Genomic DNA, 21,414 nt, shown 5'->3' with positions numbered 1-21,414 from the left:
AAAATCGAGCGAAGAGCACGCGGCATAGCCGCGGCGTTCCGCTTGCGCGCTTTTGCTTCTGCTCTTGATCTAGCTCTTGATCCACCGGGTCCCCTTGGCGCCGGCGGTGAGGGCTGGACGAAAAGGCCCCCGCAGGGGGGCGGGGACACGATGTCCCCGCCTTTTTGATCAGGGCATGGATGCCCTGTCAAAAAGCCCGGCCAGCCCTCACGGACCCTCAGCAGCTGCGCTGCTGAGGGCGCCAAGCAGGGTGCCTTTTCTTCTTGGTTACTTCTTCTTTGGGCACGCAAAGAAGAAGTAACTCGGGCCGCGGCAGCGGCACGAAACACTCGCCAAAGGCGAGACACCCCAGCGTCAACGCGACAACCGAGCGCCATCGCCACTGGACCCCGGCCTACGCCGGGATGACGAGCAAAAAAAAGCCCGGCAATAAGCCGGGCCTTTCTTCGAACCGCCTGCGGACTGAGCGCCTCAGGCGCCCTCTTCCTCAGTCACAGCCTTCATGGACAGGCGGATACGCCCCTGCTTGTCCACTTCCAGCACCTTGACCTTGACGATGTCGCCTTCCTTCAGCTTGTCGGAGACCTTCTCCACGCGCTCGTTGGAGATCTGCGAAACGTGGACGAGACCGTCCTTGCCCGGCAGGATCGTGACGAATGCGCCGAAGTCCATCAGCTTGGCGACCTTGCCCTCGTAGATGCGGCCCGGCTCGACGTCGGAGACGATCTGCTCGATGCGCTTCTTCGCTTCATCGGCCGCCAGGCGGTTGACCGAAGCGATGATGACGGTGCCGTCGTCGCTGATGTCGATGGTGGTGCCGGTCTCTTCGGTGATCGAGCGGATGGTGGCGCCGCCCTTGCCGATGACTTCGCGGATCTTGTCCGGATGGATCTTGATGGTGAGCAGGCGCGGGGCGTACTCGCTCATCTCCGAACGCGGCTCGCTGATCACCTTGGCCATTTCGCCCAGGATGTGCAGGCGGCCACGCTTGGCCTGCTCCAGCGCCACCTTCATGATCTCTTCGGTGATGCCGTCGATCTTGATGTCCATCTGCAGCGCGGACACGCCGTTGGCGCTACCGGCCACCTTGAAGTCCATGTCGCCGAGGTGGTCTTCGTCGCCCAGGATGTCGGACAGCACGACGTAGTCGTTGCCTTCCTTCACCAGGCCCATGGCGATGCCCGCCACCGGAGCCTTGAGCGGCACGCCGGCGTCCATCATGGCCAGCGAGGAACCGCACACCGAGGCCATCGAGGAGGAACCGTTCGACTCGGTGATCTCGGAGACCACGCGCAGCACGTACGGGAATTCCTCGATCGAGGGCTTGACCGCCTGCACGCCGCGCTTGGCGAGGCGGCCGTGGCCGATCTCGCGGCGCTTCGGCGCGCCGAAGCGGCCGGCCTCGCCCACCGAGAACGGCGGGAAGTTGTAGTGGAACAGGAACGGATCCTTCGACTCGCCTTCCGGCGCGTCGATGATCTGCGCGTCGCGGGTGGTGCCCAGCGTGGCCACGACCAGGGCCTGCGTCTCGCCGCGGGTGAACAGCGCCGAGCCGTGGGTGCGCGGCAGCACGCCGACGCGGACGGTGATCGGGCGCACGTCGTCCAGCTGGCGGCCGTCGATGCGGACCTTGGTTTTCAGCACACTGTCGCGCATGGTGCGGTATTCGAGCTCGCCGAATTCCTTCGCCAGCTCGGCGGACGGCCAGCCGTGCTCTTCGGCCTGGGCCTTGAGCGAAGCGATCGCGTCGGCCTTGATGGCGGCGATGGCGTCGCGGCGCTGCAGCTTGTCCTTGACCTGGAAGGCCTCGTCCAGCTTGCTGCCGACGGCGCCGCGCACGGCGGCGGCCAGGGCCTCGTTACGGGCCGGCGGCTGCCAGTCCATCGACGGGCGGGCGGCCTCGGTGGCCAGTTCCGCAATGGCGCGGATCGCGGTCTGCATCTGCTGGTGGCCGAACACCACGGCGCCCAGCATGACTTCTTCGCTGAGCAGCTTGGCTTCGGATTCCACCATCAGCACGGCGTTGGTGGTGCCGGCCACGACCAGGTCCAGATCCGAGCTCTTCAGCTCGGTGGCGGTCGGGTTCAGCACGTACTGGCCGTTGGTGTAGCCGACGCGGGCGGCGGCGATCGGACCCTTGAACGGGATGCCGGCGAGGCTCAGCGCGGCGGACGCGCCCAGCATGGCCGGGATGTCGCCGTCGACTTCCGGATTGAGCGAGACCACCTGCGCGATGATCTGCACTTCGTTCTTGAACTCTTCCGGGAACAGCGGGCGCACCGGACGGTCGATGAGGCGCGAGGTCAGCGTCTCCTTCTCGGTCGGGCGGCCTTCGCGCTTGAAGAAGCCGCCCGGGATGCGGCCGGCCGAGTAGAACTTCTCGACGTAGTCCACGGTGAGCGGGAAGAAGTCCTGACCTTCCTTCGCCTTGGCGGCTGCCACCGCGGTGACCAGCACCACGGTGCCGTCCATGCTGACCATGACGGCACCGGACGCCTGGCGGGCGATTTCGCCCGTCTCCAGTGTGACCGTGTGATTACCGTACTGGAATGACTTGGTTACTTTCGCCACGTTGATGTCCTTGTCCGATTAACGGCGCAGGCCGAGGCGTTCGATGAGGCTCTGGTAGCGGGTCACGTCGCTGGCCTGGAGGTAGCTCAGCAGACGCTTGCGCTGGTTGACCAGCTTGAGCAGGCCGCGACGCGAGTGGTGGTCCTGCTTGTGGGTCTTGAAGTGGTCGGTCAGGTGGGCGATGCGGGCCGACAGCAGGGCCACCTGGACTTCCGGCGAACCGGTGTCGTTCGGCACGCGGCCGTATTCAGCAATGATCTTGCCGGTCTGTTCTGCAGTAAGGGACATGGGTCTCTCTTCCTCAAAAGCGGGTGCGAAGCTTGCGCAACGTCACCGTTGATGACGTTGCGCAAGCTTCGGATGGATGGATAAAGCTTTGGAACAAGCGGGATATTCTAGCCGGCCGATGCTCATTACAACAAGAGCATGACAAGCGCGCCGATGGCGCTCTCATGCCATTTGTGCCGCCGGCGGCAGATTGAAGCCGCGCTGGATGCGCAGCAGGCCGTCCGCGTCCAGCTCGCACAGCGCCACCGGGCGCCCGTCCGGGGCGAACGCGGCATAGGCGCCGGCCGCATGGCCGGCAAGCTGAATGCGCTGGCCACGGGTCACGGCATGGCTCTGCGCCTCGTCCAGGGCCAGCGCCGGCCAGCCGGCCAGGCCGGCGGCGACCGGCAGCAGCAGGGCGTCCATGGCGGCCTCGCCCTGCTCCGCCGCGGCTTCGAGCTGGTCCAGGCTGACCATGGCCGGCGCCCGGAACGGTTCGACCCACAGCCGGCGCAGCGCCGTGAGATGGGCGCCGCAGCCCAGCGCCTCGCCCAGGTCCACGGCGAGGCTGCGGATATAGGTGCCGGAGCCGCATTCCACTTCCAGCTCCAGCGTGCCGGCGCCATGCGCCAGCAGCTCCAGCCTGAAGATGTCCACCTCGCGCGGCGGCGCCTGTACGTCCTCGCCGCGGCGCGCCTTCACATACAGCGGCTCGCCGCCCTGCTTCAGCGCCGAGTACACCGGCGGAATCTGCACGATGCGCCCGCGCAGGCCGGCCAGGGCCGCTTCCAGCATGGCTTCGTCCAGCGGCGGCACGGGGCATTCCCGCACCACCTCGCCTTCCAGGTCGGCCGTGGTGGTGGTGGCGCCCAGGCGCACCTGGGCGCGATAGCCCTTGCGCGAACCGAGCAGGCTGCCGGCGATCTTGGTGGCCTCGCCGAAGCACAGCGGCAGCAGGCCGGTGGCCAGCGGGTCCAATGCGCCGGTGTGGCCACCCTTCTCGGCGCGCAGCCGGTGGCGGACCTTCTGCAGGGCCTGGTTGGAACTCAGGCCCAGCGGCTTGTCCAGCAGCAGCAGGCCGTGCAGGTCGCGGAAGCGGCTGCGGCGCATCAGTCCTCGCCGTCGGCCTTGGCGGCGTCGTCCTTGGCCGGGGCCAGGTCGCGCGCCTGCTCGCGCAGCAGCGCCTCGATGCGCTCGCCCTTGTCCACCGAATCGTCGTACTTGAAGCGCAGCTCCGGCACCCGGCGGATGCGCATGCTGCGCGAGAGCGAGCGGCGGAATTCCACCGCCAGCTCGTTCAGCGCCTTCACGGCTTCCTTGGATTGTTCCGGCAGCAGCGCGGTCACCCACACCGAGGCCCAATCCAGGTCGCGGGTCACTTCCACGTCCGAGACGCTCACCGAGGGCAGGCCGTGGTCGCGCACGGCGGCGTGGACCAGCAGGCCCAGTTCACGGCGCAGCTCGGCGCCGACGCGGTCGGTACGCTTGAAATCGCGCGAGGGCATATAGCCTCCTTGAGACGGCCGCCATTCGCGGCCGATGACGCGCCGCCCGGATGCCGGACAGCGCCGATACGAAAAACGCCGAAGCCCGGACAGGACTGTCCGGGCTCCGATTCCGTCGGAACAGGGAGCGTACGCCCCCTGCCCGGCTTACAGCGTGCGTGCCACTTCGATGCGCTCGAAGCACTCGATCTGGTCGCCGACCTTCACGTCGTTGTACTGCTTCACGGCGATACCGCATTCCATGCCGTTGCGCACTTCGTCGACCAGGTCCTTGAAGCGGCGCAGCGATTCCAGTTCGCCCTGGAACACCACGGTGTTGTCGCGCAGCACGCGGATCGGCTTGCTGCGCTTGACCGTGCCTTCGGTGACCATGCAACCGGCCACGGCGCCGAACTTGGAGCTGCGGAACACCTCGCGCACCTGGGCGATGCCGATGATCTCCTCGCGCACTTCCTTGCCCAGCAGGCCCGAAGCGGCCTGTTTCACCTGGTCGATCACGTCGTAGATGATCGAGAAGTAGCGCACGTCCAGGCCGGCGGTATCGATCACCTTGCGGGCCGAGGCATCGGCACGCACGTTGAAGCCGATCACCAGCGCCTTGGAAGCCGCCGCGAGGGTGGCGTCGGACTCGGTGATGCCGCCGACGCCGGCCGCGATCACGTTGACCTTCACGTTCTCGTTGCCGATCGAGCTCAGCGATTCGCGCAGCGCCTGCACCGAACCCTGCACATCGGCCTTGACCAGGATGTTGAGGGTCTGCTGCTCGGCGCCCTGGCCCATCTGGGCCATGATGTCCTCGAGGCGGTTGGCCTTGCTGACCATGCGCGTTTCGCGGCGCTTGAGCTGGCGCTCGGCGGCCACTTCGCGGGCCAGGCGCTCGTCCGCCACCACCACGAAGTCGTCGCCGGATTCCGGCACGCCGGAAAGGCCCAGCACCTGCACCGGAATCGACGGGCCGGCTTCCTGCACGGTCTTGCCGTTCTCGTCGATCAGCGCGCGCATGCGGCCGTACTCGATGCCGCAGACCACGAAGTCGCCGCGCTTGAGCGTGCCCTGCTGCACCAGCACCGTCGCCACCGGGCCGCGGCCGCGGTCGAGGCTGGATTCGATCACCACGCCCGAAGCCGGACCGTCTTCCACGGCCTTCAGCTCCATCACTTCGGCCTGGACCAGGATCGCGTCGAGCAGGTCGTCGATGCCCATGCCGGTCTTGGCCGAGATCGGCACGAACGGGGTGTCGCCGCCCCACTCTTCCGGAATGACTTCCAGGTTGCCGAGGCCCTGCTTGACGTGGTCGGGGTTGGCGTCCGACTTGTCCATCTTGTTGAGCGCCACGATCAGCGGCACCTTCGCCGCACGCGCATGCTGCACGGCTTCGGCCGTCTGCGGCATGACGCCGTCGTCGGCCGCCACCACCAGCACCACGATGTCGGTGGACTGGGCGCCGCGGGCGCGCATCGAGGTGAACGCCGCGTGGCCCGGGGTGTCGAGGAAGGTGATCACGCCCTTGGGCGTTTCCACGTGGTACGCGCCGATGTGCTGGGTGATGCCGCCGGCTTCGCCCGAGGCGACCTTGGTGCGGCGGATGTAGTCCAGCGTCGAGGTCTTGCCGTGGTCGACGTGACCCATGATGGTGACCACCGGCGGACGCGGCTTCTTCTCGCCCTCGAGCTCGGCGTTCTGGGTGTGCGCGGCCAGCGCGGCCTCGGCGTTGTTCTCGCTCGCGGCCACGGCCGTGTGGCCGAGTTCCTCGATCACCAGCACGGCGGTGTCGTGGTCGATGGTCTGGTTGATGGTGGCCATCACGCCCATCTTGAAGAGCGCCTTGACCACTTCCGAACCCTTGACCGCCATCTTCTGGGCCAGGTCGGCGACCACGTTAGCATCGCCCACCACCACTTCGCGCACCACCGGTGCGGTCGGGCGGGAGAAGCCGTGCGGACCGGAGCTGGAGGCCGACGAGCCGCCACGCACAGGTTCGTTGCGGCCCGGCCGGCCCGGCTTGCCGCGCTTGTTGCGGCGGGCGCGGTCGGCTTCGGACAGATGCAGTTCGCCAGCGGCGAAACGCTTGCCGCCCGGACCTTCGTCACGGTCGCGGCCACCCGGACGCGCCTTGTTGCGCGCGTCGGCGGCGCCAGCCGGCGCGGGAGCGGCGCCAGCCGCCGGAGGACGGCCCGCGGCCGGAGCCGACGGGCGGCCGGGAGCGGCGGCGGGAGCCGGTGCGGGGGCCGGCGCAGCCACGGGGGCGGCCACCGGCTTCTCGCGGCGGCGCGGCTCGTGAATGCGCGGCAGGATCATGCCCAGCGCCTTCGGATCGATCTTCTGCACGGACGGCGCAGCCGGCGCGGCGGCAGTCTTTTCCTGCGCCTGCACCTGCGGCTCGGGAGCGGCCTGCGGCGGCTCCTGCACCTGCACCTCTTCGCGCTCGATGGCGGCCGCAGCGGCGGCCTCGCGTGCGGCTTCGGCTTCCGCCTCGGCCTGCAGGCGGCGCTGCTCGGCTTCTTCCTGGCGGCGCAGCTCGGCTTCCTCGCGCTCGCGCACTTCGTCCTGGCGGCGGCGCTCGGCGTCGACGCGTTCGGTTTCCTCGTGCTCGCGCTGCTGCGCGGACTCCTGCAGCTTGCGCAGGGCGTCCTCGCGCTCGTGGTCGGCGCCGGCTTCTTCAGCGATGACGCTGCGCTTGACGTAGGTGCGCTTGGCGCGCACTTCCACGTTCACCGTCTTGGCGCCGCCGGCACCGCGGCCGCCGGGCGTCGAGACCTTCAGCTCGCTCACCTTGCGGCGCTTGAGCGTGATCTGGCGCGGCGAGCTGTCTTCCGCTTCCGCGGTCTCCTCGCTCTTGCCGTGCGTGCGGCGCAGGAATCCGAGCAGCTTCACCTTTTCGGTGCTGCTGATGACCTGCTCCGGATCGGAGAATTTCATGCCGGCTTCGGCAAGCTGCCCGAGCAGCCTGTCCACCGGCAAGCCAAGTACCTTGGCAAGTTGTTTGATCGTTACGTCCGACATCGTGTTCTTTCTCCGCCGTTCCCGCGCATACCCCGTGCGACCGAAGGCCGCCCGGATACCGCCATCCGTGGTGGAAGCCGTTCAAGGCTTCCCTCGGCGCGCCCATCCAGGGCGCGGCCGTCCGCGGTTAGCCGCCCCTCTCCAGCCGCTCGATCATGGGCTTGCGCGCTTCCATGATCAGCTTGGCGGCGAGGTCTTCGTCCACGCCTTCGATATCGATCAGGTCGTCGACCGCGAGGTCGGCCAGATCGTCCAGCGACACCACTTCGCGCTCGGCCAGCGCATAGGCGATCGACTCGCTCATGCCCGGCAGCGCCAGCAGCTCTTCCGAAGGCTCGTTCACGCCCTCTTCCACCGCCAGCGCCTCGGTCAGCAAGGCGTCGCGGGCGCGGGCGCGCAGTTCCTCGACGATGTCCTCGTCGAAGCCTTCCACCGCCAGCAGCTCGGCGCTGGGCACGTAGGCGATTTCCTCGACCGTGGAGAAGCCTTCCTGCACCAGGATGTTGGCGATCTCCTGGTCCACTTCGAGCTTTTCCATGAACAACTGGCGCGCGGATTCCTGTTCGGCCTCGCTCTTGGCGGCGACCTGGTCCTGCGTCATCACGTTGAGCTGCCAGCCGGTGAGCTTGCTGGCCAGGCGCACGTTCTGGCCGCCGCGGCCGATAGCCTGGGAGAGCTTCTCCTCGGCCACCGCGATGTCCATGGAGTGCTTTTCCTCGTCCATGATGATGGACTGCACTTCCGCCGGCGCCATCGCGTTGATCACGTACTGGGCCTGGTTGTCGGCCCAGGTGATGATGTCCACGCGCTCGCCGTTGAGCTCGTTGGACACCGCCTGCACGCGCGAACCGCGCATGCCGATGCAGGCGCCGATGGGATCGGTGCGGCTGTCATGGGCCACCACGGCGATCTTGGCGCGATCGCCCGGATCGCGGGCGCAGCCCTTGATCTCGACCAGGCCCTGGCCTACTTCCGGCACTTCGAGCTTGAACAGCTCGATCATGAATTCCGGCGCCGCGCGCGAGACGAACAGCTGCGGGCCGCGGATTTCCGACTTCACTTCGAACAGATAGCCGCGCACGCGGTCGCCGACGCGGTGCGATTCGCGCGGGATGGTCTTGTCGCGCGGGATGAAGGCCTCGGCGTTGCCGCCCAGGTCCAGATAGACGTTGCCGCGCTCGACGCGCTTGACGATGCCGGTGATCAGCTCGCCCACGCGGTCGGTGTAGGCGTCCACCACCTGCTGGCGCTCGGCTTCGCGCACGCGCTGCACGATCACCTGCTTGGCGGCCTGTGCGGCGATGCGGCCGAATTCGGCGTTCTCGATCTGCGTCTCGATGTACTCGCCGATCTGCGCGTCTTCGCGCTCGTCGACGGCGTCCATCAGGCGCAATTGGTGGTACGGCGATTCCATCTCGCCGTCGTCGGCGATGATTTCCCAGCGGCGGAACGTCTCGTACTCGCCGTTCTGGCGGTCGATGCTCACGCGGATGTTCGGATCCTCGTCGGGGTAGCGCTTCTTGGCGGCCGAGGCCAGCGCGGCCTCCATCGCCTGGAAGATCACCTCGCGCGGCACGCCCTTTTCATTGGCAACCGCGTCGACGACCAGCAACAGTTCTTTGCTCATTGCAGCAACTCCGTGGACGCCTTTCCGTCGCCCGCTCGCTCTGATGGATTACTTGGTCTTCTTGACCGGCTTCTTGCCGGGCTTGGGCTGCGGCACATAGCCGAGCGCTGCCCAATCCGGCACCACGCGTGCGCTTTCCACCGCGTCGTGATCGAACTCGAACACTTTCCCCTCGGCCTCCAGCGAAATGCGCTCGCCTTCCACCGCGGTGACCTTGCCGCGCAGGCGGCGGCGCCCTTCGAGCGGCGCCTTCAGCAGCACTTTCACTTCCTGGCCGCCGACCTTGCCGAACTGCGCCGCGGTGAACAGCGGGCGGTCGATGCCCGGCGAGGACACTTCCAGCAGGTAATGCCCCGGGATCGGGTCTTCCACGTCGAGCATGGCCGACAGCTCGCGGCTGGCCGCCTCGCAATCGTCGAGGGAGACTTCGCGCCCTTCCACGTCCAGGTAAACGCGCAGGGTACTCTGCCCCTGCGACGGGGAGAATTCCACGCCAAGGCAGCTCAGGCCCAGATCGGCCAGTACCTCGGTGAAGCGTTGTGCGAGTGCCTGCGTGTCCATAAAAACCGTCTATTTACTGTCGCCAGAAACGAAAAATGGGCTCCAACGGCCCATTCCCTTATCTCGCCGATGTCCCGACTCTTCCGGGGCTCTTTCCGGGCATGTGCGCGCGCAAACCGGTACGAATAGCAAGCCGGGCGTGACGACTATGCGACGCATCCTTGCGCCCAACAAAAAAGCCTCACGAGGAGGCTTTCTTGTTCAAAGAAAGATCCGGTAGCGGGGGAATCTGGATGCGCTGTGGAAGCGCTTCGTTATTCCGCTTTGTCCGCCTCAGAGTTCACGAAGCATAGTCGGATTAACGCGATTCTGCAACATTTACGCCCGCTGGCCTGAGCCTGGCGCACTAATGCGAAGCGATGTTTTTCCAGCGCGCAAAGAAATTCGGCGCCCTCTTGCGAGGACGCCGAATCGAATAATTGGTAGCGGGGGTAGGATTCGAACCTACGACCTTCGGGTTATGAGCCCGACGAGCTGCCAGACTGCTCCACCCCGCACCAGAGAAATGAAACTATAGCGGGATGGCCGAATTCTTGCAAGGGTTCTAGGCGAATTCCGTAAAACTTTTTTTGCGGAATTCTTACCAGGCCCGATACAACTCTTCTTAGTCGCACGCTTATCTACGCATCAACGCGGCGGCAGCGGCCGCCGCATCGATCAACCGGGGAACACGCTCTTGCACCAGCCCAGCAGCGGACCCCAGGCCACGCCCAGCACCAGCAAGGTGAGCGCATTGAGCGACAGCACCAGGCGCATCGCCGGATCCTGCTGCACCTTGATCTCGGTGCCTTCCACCGGCGCGTCGAAGTACATCACCTTCACCACGCGCAGGTAGTAGTACAGGCCGATGATGGCGAACACCGCGCCGACGATCGCCAGCCACAGCATGCCGGCGTGGATGGCCGACTGCAGCACCAGGAACTTGGCGAAGAAGCCGAACAGCGGCGGCACGCCGGCGAGCGAGAACATCACCAGCATCATCAGGAAAGCCATCCACGGCGAACGCTGGTTGAGGCCCTTGAGATCGTCGATCTCCTCGCACTCGAAGCCCGCGCGGGCCAGCGCCATGATCACGCCGAAGGCCGCGGTGCCCATCAGCGCGTAGCTGATCGCGTAGAACAGCGCCGATGCGTAGCCTTCCGGACCGGCATTGACCAGGCCCAGCAGCAGATAGCCCATGTGCGAGATGGTCGAATAGGCCAGCAGGCGCTTGAGGTTGGTCTGCACGATCGCGACCAGGTTGCCGATCGCCAGCGACAGCACCGCCAGCGCGGCCAGCATCTGCTGCCAATGCGCCGACAGATCGCCCAGGCCCGCTTCCAGCAGGCGGTAGGCCATGCCGAACGCGGCCAGCTTCGGCGCGGAGCCGATGAAGATGGTCACCGCGGTCGGCGCACCCTGGTAGACGTCCGGGATCCACATGTGGAACGGCGCGGCGCCCAGCTTGAAGCCGATGCCGATGATCATGAAGATCATGCCGAACAGCAGCAGGTTGGGCACGCCGGTATGCGCGGCGGCGCCATGCAGGGTGGCCAGGTCCAGCGTGGCGGTGGCGCCGTAGACCATCGACATGCCGTACAGCAGCATGCCCGAGGCCAGCGCGCCCAGCACGAAGTACTTCACCGCCGCTTCCGAGGACAGCTTCGAATCGCGGTTCAGCGCCACCAGCGCGTACGAGGACAGCGTCAGCAGCTCCAGGCCCAGGTACACCGTGATCAGGTTGCCGGCCGAGACCAGCAACATCACGCCGATCACCGCGAAGATCATCAGCGTGTAGAACTCGCCGACATAGAGCTTGCGGTCGGCCAGGTAGGAGCGCGAGTAGATGAAGACCAGCGCCACGCACAGCAGCGCGAAGGTCTTCAGGATCTCCGCCACGCCGTCGCGCACGAACATGCCGCCGAAGGCGCGCACCGGCTGTTCCGGCTGGCCGGAGATCACCAGATAGATGGCCACCAGCACCACCGCGATCGACAGCCAGTGCAGCAGGCTGCGTTGCTCGGGTTTCATGAAGGCGTCCAGCAGCAACAGCAGGCACGCCGCCGCCACCAGATACAACTCCGGCAGCATGATCAGAATGTCATTGAGATTCGGCATGGTCATTCTCAGATCTTGTGGTTGCCAAGCTGCTGCACCAGCTGCGACACGGAGCTGTCCATCAGGTGGATCAGCGGCTGCGGCCACACGCCCAGCGCGATCACCGCGGCGGCAAAGGCGATCAGCACGAAGGCTTCGCGCCCGTTGATGTCCTTCATCTCGGCCACGTGCGGGTTGGTCACCTCGCCCCACAGCACGCGCTTGACCATCCACAAGGTGTAGGCGGCGCCGATGATCAGGGTGAAGGCGGCGAACAGCGCGATCCACGGATTGGCCTGGAAGCTGGCCAGGATCACCTGGAACTCGCCGACGAAGCCGCTGGTGCCCGGCAGGCCGCTGTTGGCCATGGCGAACAGCACGTAGAAGAAGCCGAACCACGGCATCACGTTGATGACGCCGCCGTAGTCCTTGATCTGGCGGCTATGCAGACGGTCGTACAGCACGCCGATGCAGGAGAACATCGCGCCCGACACGAAGCCGTGCGAAATCATCTGCACCATCGCGCCCTGCATGCCGAGCTTGGCCGCGTCCAGGTTGCCGGCGCCGCGCACCAGCATGAAGGCGATGAAGATGCCGAGGGTGACGAAGCCCATGTGCGCCACGGACGAATACGCCACCAGCTTCTTCATATCGTCCTGCACCAGGGCGATATAGCCGATGTAGACCACCGCGATCAGGCTCAGGCCGATCACCACCCAGGCATAAGCTTCCGAAGCGTCCGGCACGATCGGCAGCGAGAAGCGCAGGAAACCGTAGCCGCCGATCTTCAGCATCACCGCGGCCAGCACCACCGAGCCGCCGGTCGGCGCCTCCACGTGGGCATCCGGCAGCCAGGTGTGCACCGGCACCATCGGCACCTTCACCGCGAAGGCGGCCAGGAAGGCGAAGAACAGCCAGGTCTGCTCGCGCATGCTCAGCGGCAGCGCCGCCAGCGTGGCCAGGTCGAACGAGCCCGCCTTCAGGTACAGGTAGATCAGGCCCACCAGCATGAAGATGGAGCCGAGGAAGGTGTAGATGAAGAACTTCAGCGTCGCGTACACGCGGCGCGGACCACCCCAGATACCGATGAGGATGAACATCGGGATCAGCATGGCTTCGAAGAACACGTAGAACAGCAGCGCGTCGGTGGCGCAGAACACGCCGATCATCAGGCCTTCGAGCACCAGCATGGCGGCCATGTACTGGTGCGGGCGGTTCTGGATGACTTCCCAGGCGCCGACGATGACCAGGATGCCGACGAAGCTGGTCAGCAGGATCAGCGCCACCGCGATGCCGTCGACCGCCAGGCCGTAATGCACGCCGAGCGAGGCGATCCACAGATAGCTTTCGCCGAGCTGCTTGCTGCTGTCGGCCGCGTTGTACTGCGTCAACAGGAACAGGCTGAGCACGAAGGTGAGCACGGCCACCAGCAGCGAGATCCAGCGTGCGGTGTTGGGACGGCCGGAGCCGGCCAGCAGCACGGGGATGGCGCCGACGATCGGGAGCCAGATCAGCAGGCTGAGCAAGTGATTGAACATGGAGCTGGGTTCCCTTATTGCCCGACCAGCCAATACCCGCCAAGCAGCAGGATCAGGCCGAGGATCATCGCGAAGGCATAGTGATAGAGGTAGCCGGACTGCAGCGCGCGCACGCCGCTGGCGATGCGCTGGACCAGCGAGGCCGAGCCGTTCACCAGCGCGCCGTCGATCACCGCGGCGTCGCCGCCCTTCCACAGCGCGCGGCCGAGCTTCACGCCGCCCTTGGCGAACAGCGCGAAGTAGACGTCGTCGACCCAGTACTTGCGGTCCAGGACGGTCCACAGCGGCTTGAGCGCGCTCTTGATCTTGTCGGCGACGGACGGGTTGAACAGATAGATGTAGGTCTGGATGGCGAAGGCCGCGGCAACCAGCACGAAGGGCCACTGCTTGAAGCCATGCAGGCCTGCCGAGAACCAGTCATGGAACTCGTGGCTCAGCTCGGCCAGCACGTTGTTGGCTTCGTTGACGTGGATCGCCCCGCCGAACCAGCCGTCGTACAGCATGGCCTTGGCGAAGATCGCGCCGATCACGATGGACGGAATCGCCAGCAGCACCAGCGGCAGGGTCACCACCCACGGCGACTCCTTCGGCGCATGGTGCAGCACGCCCGGCTCATGGTGGCCGTGGCTCTCATCGTGCGCGTTATCGTGGTGCGCGTCGTCATGGTGATTGCCGTGGTGGGCATCGCCATGGTGCGCATCGTGGTGCGCCGCGTGCTCGCCGTGGCCATGGCCATGGTCGGCCACCACGGTGAAGCGCTCCTTGCCGTGGAAGGTCAGGTACATCTGGCGGAACGTGTACAGCGCGGTGACGAAGGCGCCGATCAGCACGCAGGCATAGGCATAGCCCGCGCCCCAGCGGTGCGACTCGCCCACCGCCTCGATGATCGCGTCCTTCGAATAGAAACCCGCGAAGAACGGCACGCCGCACAGCGCCAGCGAACCGATCCACATGGTGATCCAGGTGACCGGCATGTATTTGCGCAGGCCGCCCATGTAGCGCATGTCCTGCTCATGGTGCATGGCGATGATCACCGAGCCCGCGCCCAGGAACAGCAGCGCCTTGAAGAAGGCATGGGTCATCAGGTGGAAGACCGCGCCGGAGTACGCCGAGACGCCCAGCGCCACGGTCATGTAGCCCAGCTGCGACAGCGTGGAATACGCCACCACGCGCTTGATGTCGTTCTGCATGATGCCGATCAGGCCGGTGAACAGCGCGCCGGTGGCGCCGATCACCATGATGAAGCTGAGCGCGCCTTCGGACAGCTCGAAGATCGGCGACATGCGCGCGACCATGAAGATGCCCGCGGTCACCATGGTGGCCGCGTGGATCAGCGCCGAGATCGGGGTCGGGCCTTCCATCGAATCCGGCAGCCACACGTGCAGCGGCACCTGGGCCGACTTGCCCATCGCGCCGATGAACAGCAGCACGCCGATCACGGTGGCGGCGTCCCAGGCATGGTTCTGAGTGATCTGCAGGGTCTTGCCGACCAGGCTCGGCGCGTTGGCGAACGCGGCGGAGTAGTCCAGCGTGCCCAGGAAGTACAGGATCGCGGCGATGCCCAGCAGGAAGCCGAAGTCGCCCACGCGGTTGACCAGGAAGGCCTTGAGGTTGGCGAAGATCGCGGTCGGGCGCTTGAACCAGAAGCCGATCAGCAGGTACGACACCAGGCCCACCGCTTCCCAGCCGAAGAACAGCTGCATGAAATTGTTGCTCATCACGAGCATCAACATGGAGAAGGTGAACAGCGAGATGTAGCTGAAGAAGCGCTGGTAGCCGTCGTCTTCCGCCATGTAGCCGATGGTGTAGATGTGCACCAGCAGCGACACGAAGGTGACCACCACCATCATCATGGCGGACAGCTTGTCGATCAGGAAGCCGACCGTGGCGGTGTACTTGCCGATCTCGAACCAGGTGTAGATGTTCTGGTTGTAGACCTGCGCGGCACCCGTGCACAGCTGGTACAGCACGTACATCGACAGCGCGCAGGAGATCGCCACGCCGAGGATGGTGACGCTGTGCGAGCCGGCGCGCCCGATGAACTTGCCGAGGAAGCCGGCGAGCAGGCAGCCGAGCAGCGGCGCCAGCGCGATGACCAGCAGGATGGAGGTGGAGATCATCGGCTCAGCCCTTCATGCTGTCGATTTCGGCGATGTTGATCGTGCTGCGATTGCGGAACAGCAGGACCAGGATCGCCAGGCCGATGGCGGTTTCCGCCGCGGCCACGGTGAGGATGAAGAACACGAACACCTGGCCGGCCACATCGCCGAGGAAGCGCGAGAAGGCCACGAAGTTGATGTTCACGGCCAGCAGCATCAGCTCGATCGACATCAGCAGCACGATGACGTTCTTGCGGTTGATGAACAGGCTGGCCACCGCGATGCAGAACAGCACCGCGCCAAGCACGATGAAGTGCGACAGCGTGATCATGGCTTGGTCTCCGGATTCTGGGTCTGCGCGGGCGCGTCGGTCGCGGGGCGCTCGGCCGCCATCTTCACGATGCGCACGCGGTCGGTGGCCTTCACGGCGACCTGCTGCGCGGCCGTCTGGTGGCGGGTGCCGCCGCGGTGGCGCAGGGTCAGCGCCACGGCCGCGACCACGCCCACGGTCAGGATCAGCGCGGCGATCTCGAACGGCAGCAGGAACTGGGTGTACAGCGCCTGGCCCAGCCACTGCGTATTGGACAGGCCGGCGGCGGTGGCCGGGTTGGCCCCCATCACCGCCTCGTGCATGGTGCGCACGCCGATCAGGGCGAGCATTTCCACCAGCATCACCACGGCCACCACGATGCCCACCGGCAGGTAGCGGATGAAGCCTTCGCGCAGGTGCTCCTGCTTGATGTCCAGCATCATCACCACGAACAGGAACAGCACCATCACCGCGCCGACGTAGACGACGATGAGCGCGATGGCCAGGAACTCCGCCTCGGCCAGCAGCCAGATGCAGGCGGTGCTGAAGAAGGTCAGCACCAGCGACAGCACGGCATGCACCGAGTTGCGCAAGGTGATGACGCCCAGCGCCGCCACCACGGTGACCGCCGCGAAAGCGTAGAAACAGACGAGTTGGAACACAGACGGATCGATCACGGTTGTGTCCTTTAGCGGTACGCGGCGTCTTGGGCGCGGGCGGCGGCGACTTCATGCTCGAAGCGGTCGCCGATGGCGAGCAGCTGCAGCTTGGTCACCACGTTTTCGCCACGCTTTTCGAAGTGGTATTCGTGCACGTGCGTCTCGACGATCGAGTCGACCGGGCAGCTCTCTTCGCAGAAGCCGCAGAAGATGCACTTGAACAGGTCGATGTCGTAGCGCGTGGTGCGGCGCTGGCCGTCGCTCTCGCGCGGGGCGGAGTCGATGGTGATGGCCAGCGCGGGGCACACCGCCTCGCACAGCTTGCACGCGATGCAGCGTTCCTCGCCGTTGGCGTAGCGGCGCAGCGCATGCAGGCCGCGGAAGCGGTTCGACTTGGGGATGTGCTCCATCGGGTAGCGCATCGTGTACTTGGGGCTGAACATGTAGCGCATGGTCAGGCCCATGCCCTTGAACAGCTCGATGAGCAGCAGGCTCTTGAAATAGTTGCTAATGCCGGACATGGTTTTCTTCAGCCTCCCGTGCCGATGCTGACCCAGCCGAAATACTTCATGCAGCCGGCCACGAGAACCCAGACGATGGTGATGGGAATGAACACCTTCCAGCCCAGCCGCATGATCTGGTCATAGCGGTAGCGCGGGAAGCTGGCGCGGAACCACAGGAACAGGAAGGCGAAGAAGAACGCCTTCGCGAACAGCCAGAAGAAGCTGCCCTGCCCCAGGAACGGCACCGACGAGGGGAACGGCGACAGCCAGCCGCCCATGAACAGGATCGCGGCCAGGAAGCTGACCAGGATCATGTTGGCGTATTCGGCCAGGAAGAAGATGGCGAACGCGGAACCCGAGTACTCCACGTGGAAGCCGGCAACGATTTCCGATTCGCCTTCGGCCACGTCGAACGGCGCGCGGTTCGTCTCGGCCACGCCGGAGATGAAGTAGATGACGAACACCGGCAGCAGCGGCCACATGAACCACTCGAAGATGCCCTTGCTGCCCGACTGCGCATGCACGATGTCGGTGAGGTTCAGGCTGCCGGCCAGCACCAGCACGCAGACCAGGCACAGGCCCATGGCCAGTTCGTAGGAGATGACCTGCGCGGCGGAACGCATCGCGCCCAGCAGCGCGTAGCGCGAGTTGGAGGCCCAGCCGGCCAGGATGATGCCGTACACGCCCAGCGAGGTCATCGCCAGCAGGTACAGCACGCCGGCGTTGACGTTGGCCAGCACCAGCTTGTCGTTGAACGGGATCACCGCCCATGCCGCCATTGCCGGCACCAGGGCCAGCAGCGGCGCCAGGTAGTACAGGAACTTGTTCGCGCTGCTCGGAAGGATCACTTCCTTGATCAGCAGCTTCACCACGTCGGCGAAGGCCTGCAGCAGGCCGAGGGGACCGACCTTGTTCGGCCCCATGCGCACGTGCATCCAGCCGATGACCTTGCGCTCCCAGTACACGAACATCGCCACCGCCAGGATCACCGGAACGGCGATGCACAGGATGTAGATGATCGGCCAGACGAGCTGGTTGAGGATCTGTTCGCCCATGGCTTACGCCTTGCTCAAGGTGATGGCCGCGCCGTAAGGCGGCAGCGTGGCGGTGAGTTCGTGCGCGGCTTCGATCCAGGCGGTGCCGTCCGGCACCGACTCGTCGACGGCCACCGGCAGCGCGATCTTGCCGATGCGCACCGAAGCGCCGTCGGCCAGGCCCAGGCGCTGCGCTTCGGCCGCGCTCAGGCGCACGGCCGGCTCGCGGTTCAGCGGATGCGCGCTGAGCGCGCTCGCGCGGCGCAGCACGGCGTCGGCGCGGTACATCGGCCAGGTGGCCAGACGGGTGAGGCCGTCGGCCGCGGCGCGCGGCGCCAGGCCTTCGCGGGTAGCCGGGACGCGATCGGCGATGCCGTCGCGCAGACCGGCCAGGTCGTCGAACTCGAAACCGGCCAGCTTCAGGCCGCCGCCGAGCGCGCGCAGCACCTTCCAGCCCGGGCGGGCGTCGCCGGGGGCGCGGGCGCCCTGGACCACGCTCTGCGCGAGGCCGTCGACATTGACCAGGGTGCCGTCGATTTCCGGCAGCAGCGCGATCGGCAGGATCACGTCGGCCAGGTCGCGCAGCGCCGGGGTGGCGTAGGCGGAGAACGCGACCACGCTTTCGGCGCCGGTCAGCGCCTGCAGCGCGGCGGCGCCGTCGGCGACGTCGTGCGGCAGCTCCACGCCGTACAGCACGTAGGCCTTGCGCGGCTGCGCCAGCATCGCCTGCGCGTCGAGGCCGCCATTGCCCGGCAGCACGCCGACACGGCTCAGGCCCAGCGCATTGGCACCGACCGGGATTTCGTTGTAGCCGGCGCCGGTGGCCTGGGCGATGAAGCGCGCGATCGCGCGCAGCCAGGAGGCCTGCGGATGCGTCGCGGCGGCTTCGCCGAGGATCACCACGGCCTTGCCGGCCTTGAGCGCGTCGATCGCACCGCGGTCGCCCTCGTCGGCCTGCACGGCGTCGATGGCGGCAGCCAGCGCGGCCGGTGCGGTCGCACCGCCCTGCACCGCCGCCTTGGCCAGCGCCAGCAGCGCATCGGCCATGGCCTGCGGCGCGACGATCTCTTCGCCGGCCAACGCGTAGTTGAAGTTGAAGCGCGCCGGATTGACGGCGTAGACCTTGGCGCCCTTCTTCACCGCCTGGTGCACGCGGTGGTTCAGCAGCGGCATTTCGTAGCGCAGGTCGGAGCCGACCAGCAGCGCGGCCTTGACCTTGTCCACTTCCGCCACCGGCAGGCCGAAGGCCTGGGCGTGGGCCTGGTCGGCGAAGTCGGTCTGGCGCAGGCGGTGGTCGATATGCGCGGAACCCAGGCCATGGGCCAGGCGCACCAGCAGGTCGCCTTCCTCGTTGGTGGTGGCCGGGGAAACCAGGAAGCCGAGTTCGCCGCGGGCCTTGGCCAGCGCTTCGCCGGCCACGATCAGCGCATCTTCCCAGGTGGTCGACTGCCACTGGCCGTTGCGCTTGACCTGCGGCGCGGTGATGCGGTCGGCCGCGTACATGCCCTGGTGGCTGTAGCGGTCGCGGTCGGACAGCCAGCACTCGTTGATGCTTTCGTTGTCGCGCGGCACCGTGCGCAGCACCTCGCCGCGGCGCGTATGCAGCCACAGGTTGGAGCCCAGCGCGTCGTGGTAGCCGACGGACGGCTTGGCCACCAGTTCCCAGGCGCGCGCCTTGAACTGGAACGGCTTGTTGGTGAGCGCGCCGACCGGGCACACGTCGATGACGTTGCCGGACAGCTCGGTCTCCAGCGCCTTGCCGATATAGGTGCCGATCTGCAGGTTGTCGCCGCGGCTCATGCCGCCCAGCTCGTAGGTGCCGGCGATCTCGCTGGTGAAGCGCACGCAACGCGTGCACTGGATGCAGCGGGTCATCTCGGTGGCGACCAGCGGCCCGAGGTTTTCATCGGCGATGGTGCGCTTGCGCTCGGTGTAGCGCGACACGCTGCGGCCGTAGCCCAGGGCCACGTCCTGCAGTTCGCACTCGCCGCCCTGGTCGCAGATCGGGCAGTCCAGCGGATGGTTGATCAGCAGGAATTCCATCACGTCGCGCTGGAACTTCAGCGCGCCGGCGGAACGGGTGGTGACCTTCATGCCCTCGGCCACCGGGGTGGCGCAGGCCGGCTGCGGCTTGGGCATGGGCTTGCCGCCCATTTCCACTTCCACCAGGCACATGCGGCAGTTGGCGGCGATGGGCAGCTTGCGGTGATAGCAGAAGCGCGGGATCGACACGCCGATGGCGTCCGCCGCTTCGATGATCATGGCGCCCTTGCGGATCTGCGTGGGCTTGCCGTCGACCTCGATGTTGAGGAGATCGGGCGGCGTGTTGTTCACGGGCTGCGCGCTCATGCAGCGACTCCCAGCTGGTCGTCGACAATGGAGCGGCCATTGACGATGTAGTACTCAAACTCGTGCCAGAACTGGCGCAGGAAGCCCTGCACCGGCCAGGCCGCCGCCTCGCCGAACGCGCAGATGGTGTGGCCTTCGATCTGGCCCGCGATCGCCTTCAGGCGATGCAGGTCGTCCATGGTGCCCTTGCCTTCCACGATGCGGTCCAGCACGCGGTGCATCCAGCCGGTGCCTTCGCGGCACGGCGTGCACTGGCCGCAGGATTCCTTATGGAAGAATTGCGAGATGCGGCGGGTGAAGCGCACCGTGCAGACGGTGTCGTCCAGCACCACGATGGCGCCGGAACCCAGGCCCGTCTTCAGGTCGCGCAGGGTGTCGTAGTCGAACGGCAGGCCTTTCAGCTGCTCGGCCGTCAGCACCGGCATCGACACGCCGCCCGGGATCGCGCCCTTGAGCGTGCGGCCCGGACGCAGGCCGCCGGCCATTTCCAGCAGCTCGTCGAAGGTGGTGCCCAGCGGCACTTCGAAATTGCCGCCCTTCTGCACGCAGCCGGAGACCGAGAAGATCTTCGGGCCGCCGTTCTTGGTCTTGCTCTGCGCCAGGAACCAGTCCGCGCCCTTGCGCAGGATCGCTGGCACCGAGGCGTAGGTTTCGGTGTTGTTGATGGTCGACGGCTTGCCGTACAGGCCGAAGTTGGCCGGGAACGGTGGCTTGAAGCGCGGCTGGCCCTTCTTGCCTTCCAGCGATTCCATCAGCGCGGTTTCTTCGCCGCAGATGTAGGCGCCGGCACCGAGCGCGCCGTAGATGTCCACGTCCAGGCCGGTGCCCTGGATGTTCTTGCCCAGCAGGCCCGCGGCATAGGCTTCCTTGAGCGCTTCCTCGAAGTGCTCGAAGGGCTCGTGGTGGAACTCGCCGCGCAGGTAGTTGTACGCCGCGGTGGAGCCGGTGCAGTAACAGGCGATGGCCATGCCCTCGATCACCGCATGCGGGTTGAAGCGCAGGATGTCGCGGTCCTTGCAGGTGCCCGGCTCCGACTCGTCGGAGTTGCAGAGGATGTACTTCTGCATGTTGCCCTTGGGCATGAAGGACCACTTCAGGCCGGTCGGGAAGCCCGCGCCGCCGCGGCCGCGCAGGTTGCTCTTCTTGATCTCTTCGATCAGCGCGTTCGGGTCGGGCTTCTCGGCGAGGATCTTCTTCCACGCTTCATAGCCGCCGACCTGGGTGTAGCTGTCCATCGCCCACGGCTTGTCGAAATGCAGCGTGGTGTAGACGACCTGGTGTTCCTGGGGTGCGGGACCGTATGCCATGACGC

At 66.4% G+C, this 21,414-nt stretch carries 16 protein-coding genes and 1 tRNA gene; all 17 read right to left on the bottom strand.

Annotated elements, in window-relative coordinates; translation table 11 throughout:
• Positions 1 to 471: 471 nt before the first annotated feature.
• Entirely contained in the window at positions 472 to 2,571 is a 2,100-nt protein-coding gene (gene pnp / locus KK141_RS06375; protein WP_214570185.1) for a polyribonucleotide nucleotidyltransferase, read from the bottom strand.
• Positions 2,572 to 2,589: 18 nt separating this feature from the next.
• Complete coding sequence (rpsO, locus tag KK141_RS06370) at positions 2,590 to 2,859, bottom strand: 30S ribosomal protein S15 (RefSeq protein ID WP_167257614.1); 270 nt, start codon at positions 2,857 to 2,859, stop codon at positions 2,590 to 2,592.
• 162 nt (positions 2,860 to 3,021) lie between these two features.
• A complete protein-coding gene (gene truB / locus KK141_RS06365) occupies positions 3,022 to 3,948 on the bottom strand; it encodes a tRNA pseudouridine(55) synthase TruB (protein ID WP_214570186.1) in 927 nt (308 codons plus the stop codon).
• On the bottom strand, positions 3,948 to 4,343 hold the full coding sequence (gene rbfA, locus KK141_RS06360; protein ID WP_167257612.1) for a 30S ribosome-binding factor RbfA: 396 nt from the start codon (positions 4,341 to 4,343) through the stop codon (positions 3,948 to 3,950). Before rbfA ends, truB begins: the two co-directional genes overlap by 1 nt.
• Before the next feature lie 147 nt (positions 4,344 to 4,490).
• Positions 4,491 to 7,346 (bottom strand): translation initiation factor IF-2, encoded by a 2,856-nt coding sequence (infB, locus tag KK141_RS06355; protein ID WP_214570187.1) that lies wholly within the window; start codon positions 7,344 to 7,346, stop codon positions 4,491 to 4,493.
• 127 nt (positions 7,347 to 7,473) lie between these two features.
• The gene (gene nusA, locus KK141_RS06350) at positions 7,474 to 8,973 is read right to left on the bottom strand and encodes a transcription termination factor NusA (RefSeq protein WP_214570188.1); all 1,500 of its coding nucleotides are present in this window, start codon (positions 8,971 to 8,973) and stop codon (positions 7,474 to 7,476) included.
• Positions 8,974 to 9,021: 48 nt separating this feature from the next.
• The gene (gene rimP, locus KK141_RS06345) at positions 9,022 to 9,534 is read right to left on the bottom strand and encodes a ribosome maturation factor RimP (RefSeq protein ID WP_214570189.1); all 513 of its coding nucleotides are present in this window, start codon (positions 9,532 to 9,534) and stop codon (positions 9,022 to 9,024) included.
• A gap of 420 nt (positions 9,535 to 9,954) precedes the next feature.
• Positions 9,955 to 10,031, bottom strand: a tRNA-Met gene (locus KK141_RS06340).
• Between the two features lie 160 nt (positions 10,032 to 10,191).
• Positions 10,192 to 11,631: an NADH-quinone oxidoreductase subunit NuoN gene (gene nuoN, locus KK141_RS06335; protein ID WP_214570435.1), complete on the bottom strand. Its 1,440-nt coding sequence runs from the start codon at positions 11,629 to 11,631 to the stop codon at positions 10,192 to 10,194.
• A gap of 8 nt (positions 11,632 to 11,639) precedes the next feature.
• Positions 11,640 to 13,148, bottom strand: coding sequence for an NADH-quinone oxidoreductase subunit M (locus tag KK141_RS06330; protein WP_167257608.1), 1,509 nt, complete (start codon positions 13,146 to 13,148; stop codon positions 11,640 to 11,642).
• Positions 13,149 to 13,162: 14 nt separating this feature from the next.
• Positions 13,163 to 15,268 (bottom strand): NADH-quinone oxidoreductase subunit L, encoded by a 2,106-nt coding sequence (gene nuoL, locus KK141_RS06325; RefSeq protein ID WP_214570190.1) that lies wholly within the window; start codon positions 15,266 to 15,268, stop codon positions 13,163 to 13,165.
• 4 nt (positions 15,269 to 15,272) lie between these two features.
• Positions 15,273 to 15,578, bottom strand: a complete 306-nt coding sequence (gene nuoK, locus KK141_RS06320) for an NADH-quinone oxidoreductase subunit NuoK (RefSeq protein ID WP_026634431.1) — start codon at positions 15,576 to 15,578, stop codon at positions 15,273 to 15,275.
• Positions 15,575 to 16,231 (bottom strand): NADH-quinone oxidoreductase subunit J, encoded by a 657-nt coding sequence (locus tag KK141_RS06315; protein ID WP_167257635.1) that lies wholly within the window; start codon positions 16,229 to 16,231, stop codon positions 15,575 to 15,577. Before KK141_RS06315 ends, nuoK begins: the two co-directional genes overlap by 4 nt.
• A 14-nt stretch (positions 16,232 to 16,245) precedes the next feature.
• A complete protein-coding gene (gene nuoI / locus KK141_RS06310; protein ID WP_214570191.1) occupies positions 16,246 to 16,737 on the bottom strand; it encodes an NADH-quinone oxidoreductase subunit NuoI in 492 nt (163 codons plus the stop codon).
• A gap of 8 nt (positions 16,738 to 16,745) precedes the next feature.
• Entirely contained in the window at positions 16,746 to 17,774 is a 1,029-nt protein-coding gene (nuoH, locus tag KK141_RS06305; protein WP_214570192.1) for an NADH-quinone oxidoreductase subunit NuoH, read from the bottom strand.
• A gap of 3 nt (positions 17,775 to 17,777) precedes the next feature.
• A complete protein-coding gene (gene nuoG, locus KK141_RS06300) occupies positions 17,778 to 20,102 on the bottom strand; it encodes an NADH-quinone oxidoreductase subunit NuoG (protein WP_214570193.1) in 2,325 nt (774 codons plus the stop codon).
• Positions 20,099 to 21,409: an NADH-quinone oxidoreductase subunit NuoF gene (nuoF, locus tag KK141_RS06295; RefSeq protein ID WP_214570194.1), complete on the bottom strand. Its 1,311-nt coding sequence runs from the start codon at positions 21,407 to 21,409 to the stop codon at positions 20,099 to 20,101. The genes nuoG and nuoF overlap by 4 nt, the downstream gene beginning before the upstream one ends.
• Positions 21,410 to 21,414: the final 5 nt, after the last annotated feature.

Source organism: Dyella sp. LX-66, from assembly GCF_018599165.1.
In the GTDB taxonomy this organism is placed as follows: domain Bacteria; phylum Pseudomonadota; class Gammaproteobacteria; order Xanthomonadales; family Rhodanobacteraceae; genus Dyella_D; species Dyella_D marensis.
The sequence above is the reverse complement of the archived record's forward strand: the minus strand, read 5'-3'. Positions and strand labels throughout refer to the sequence as shown.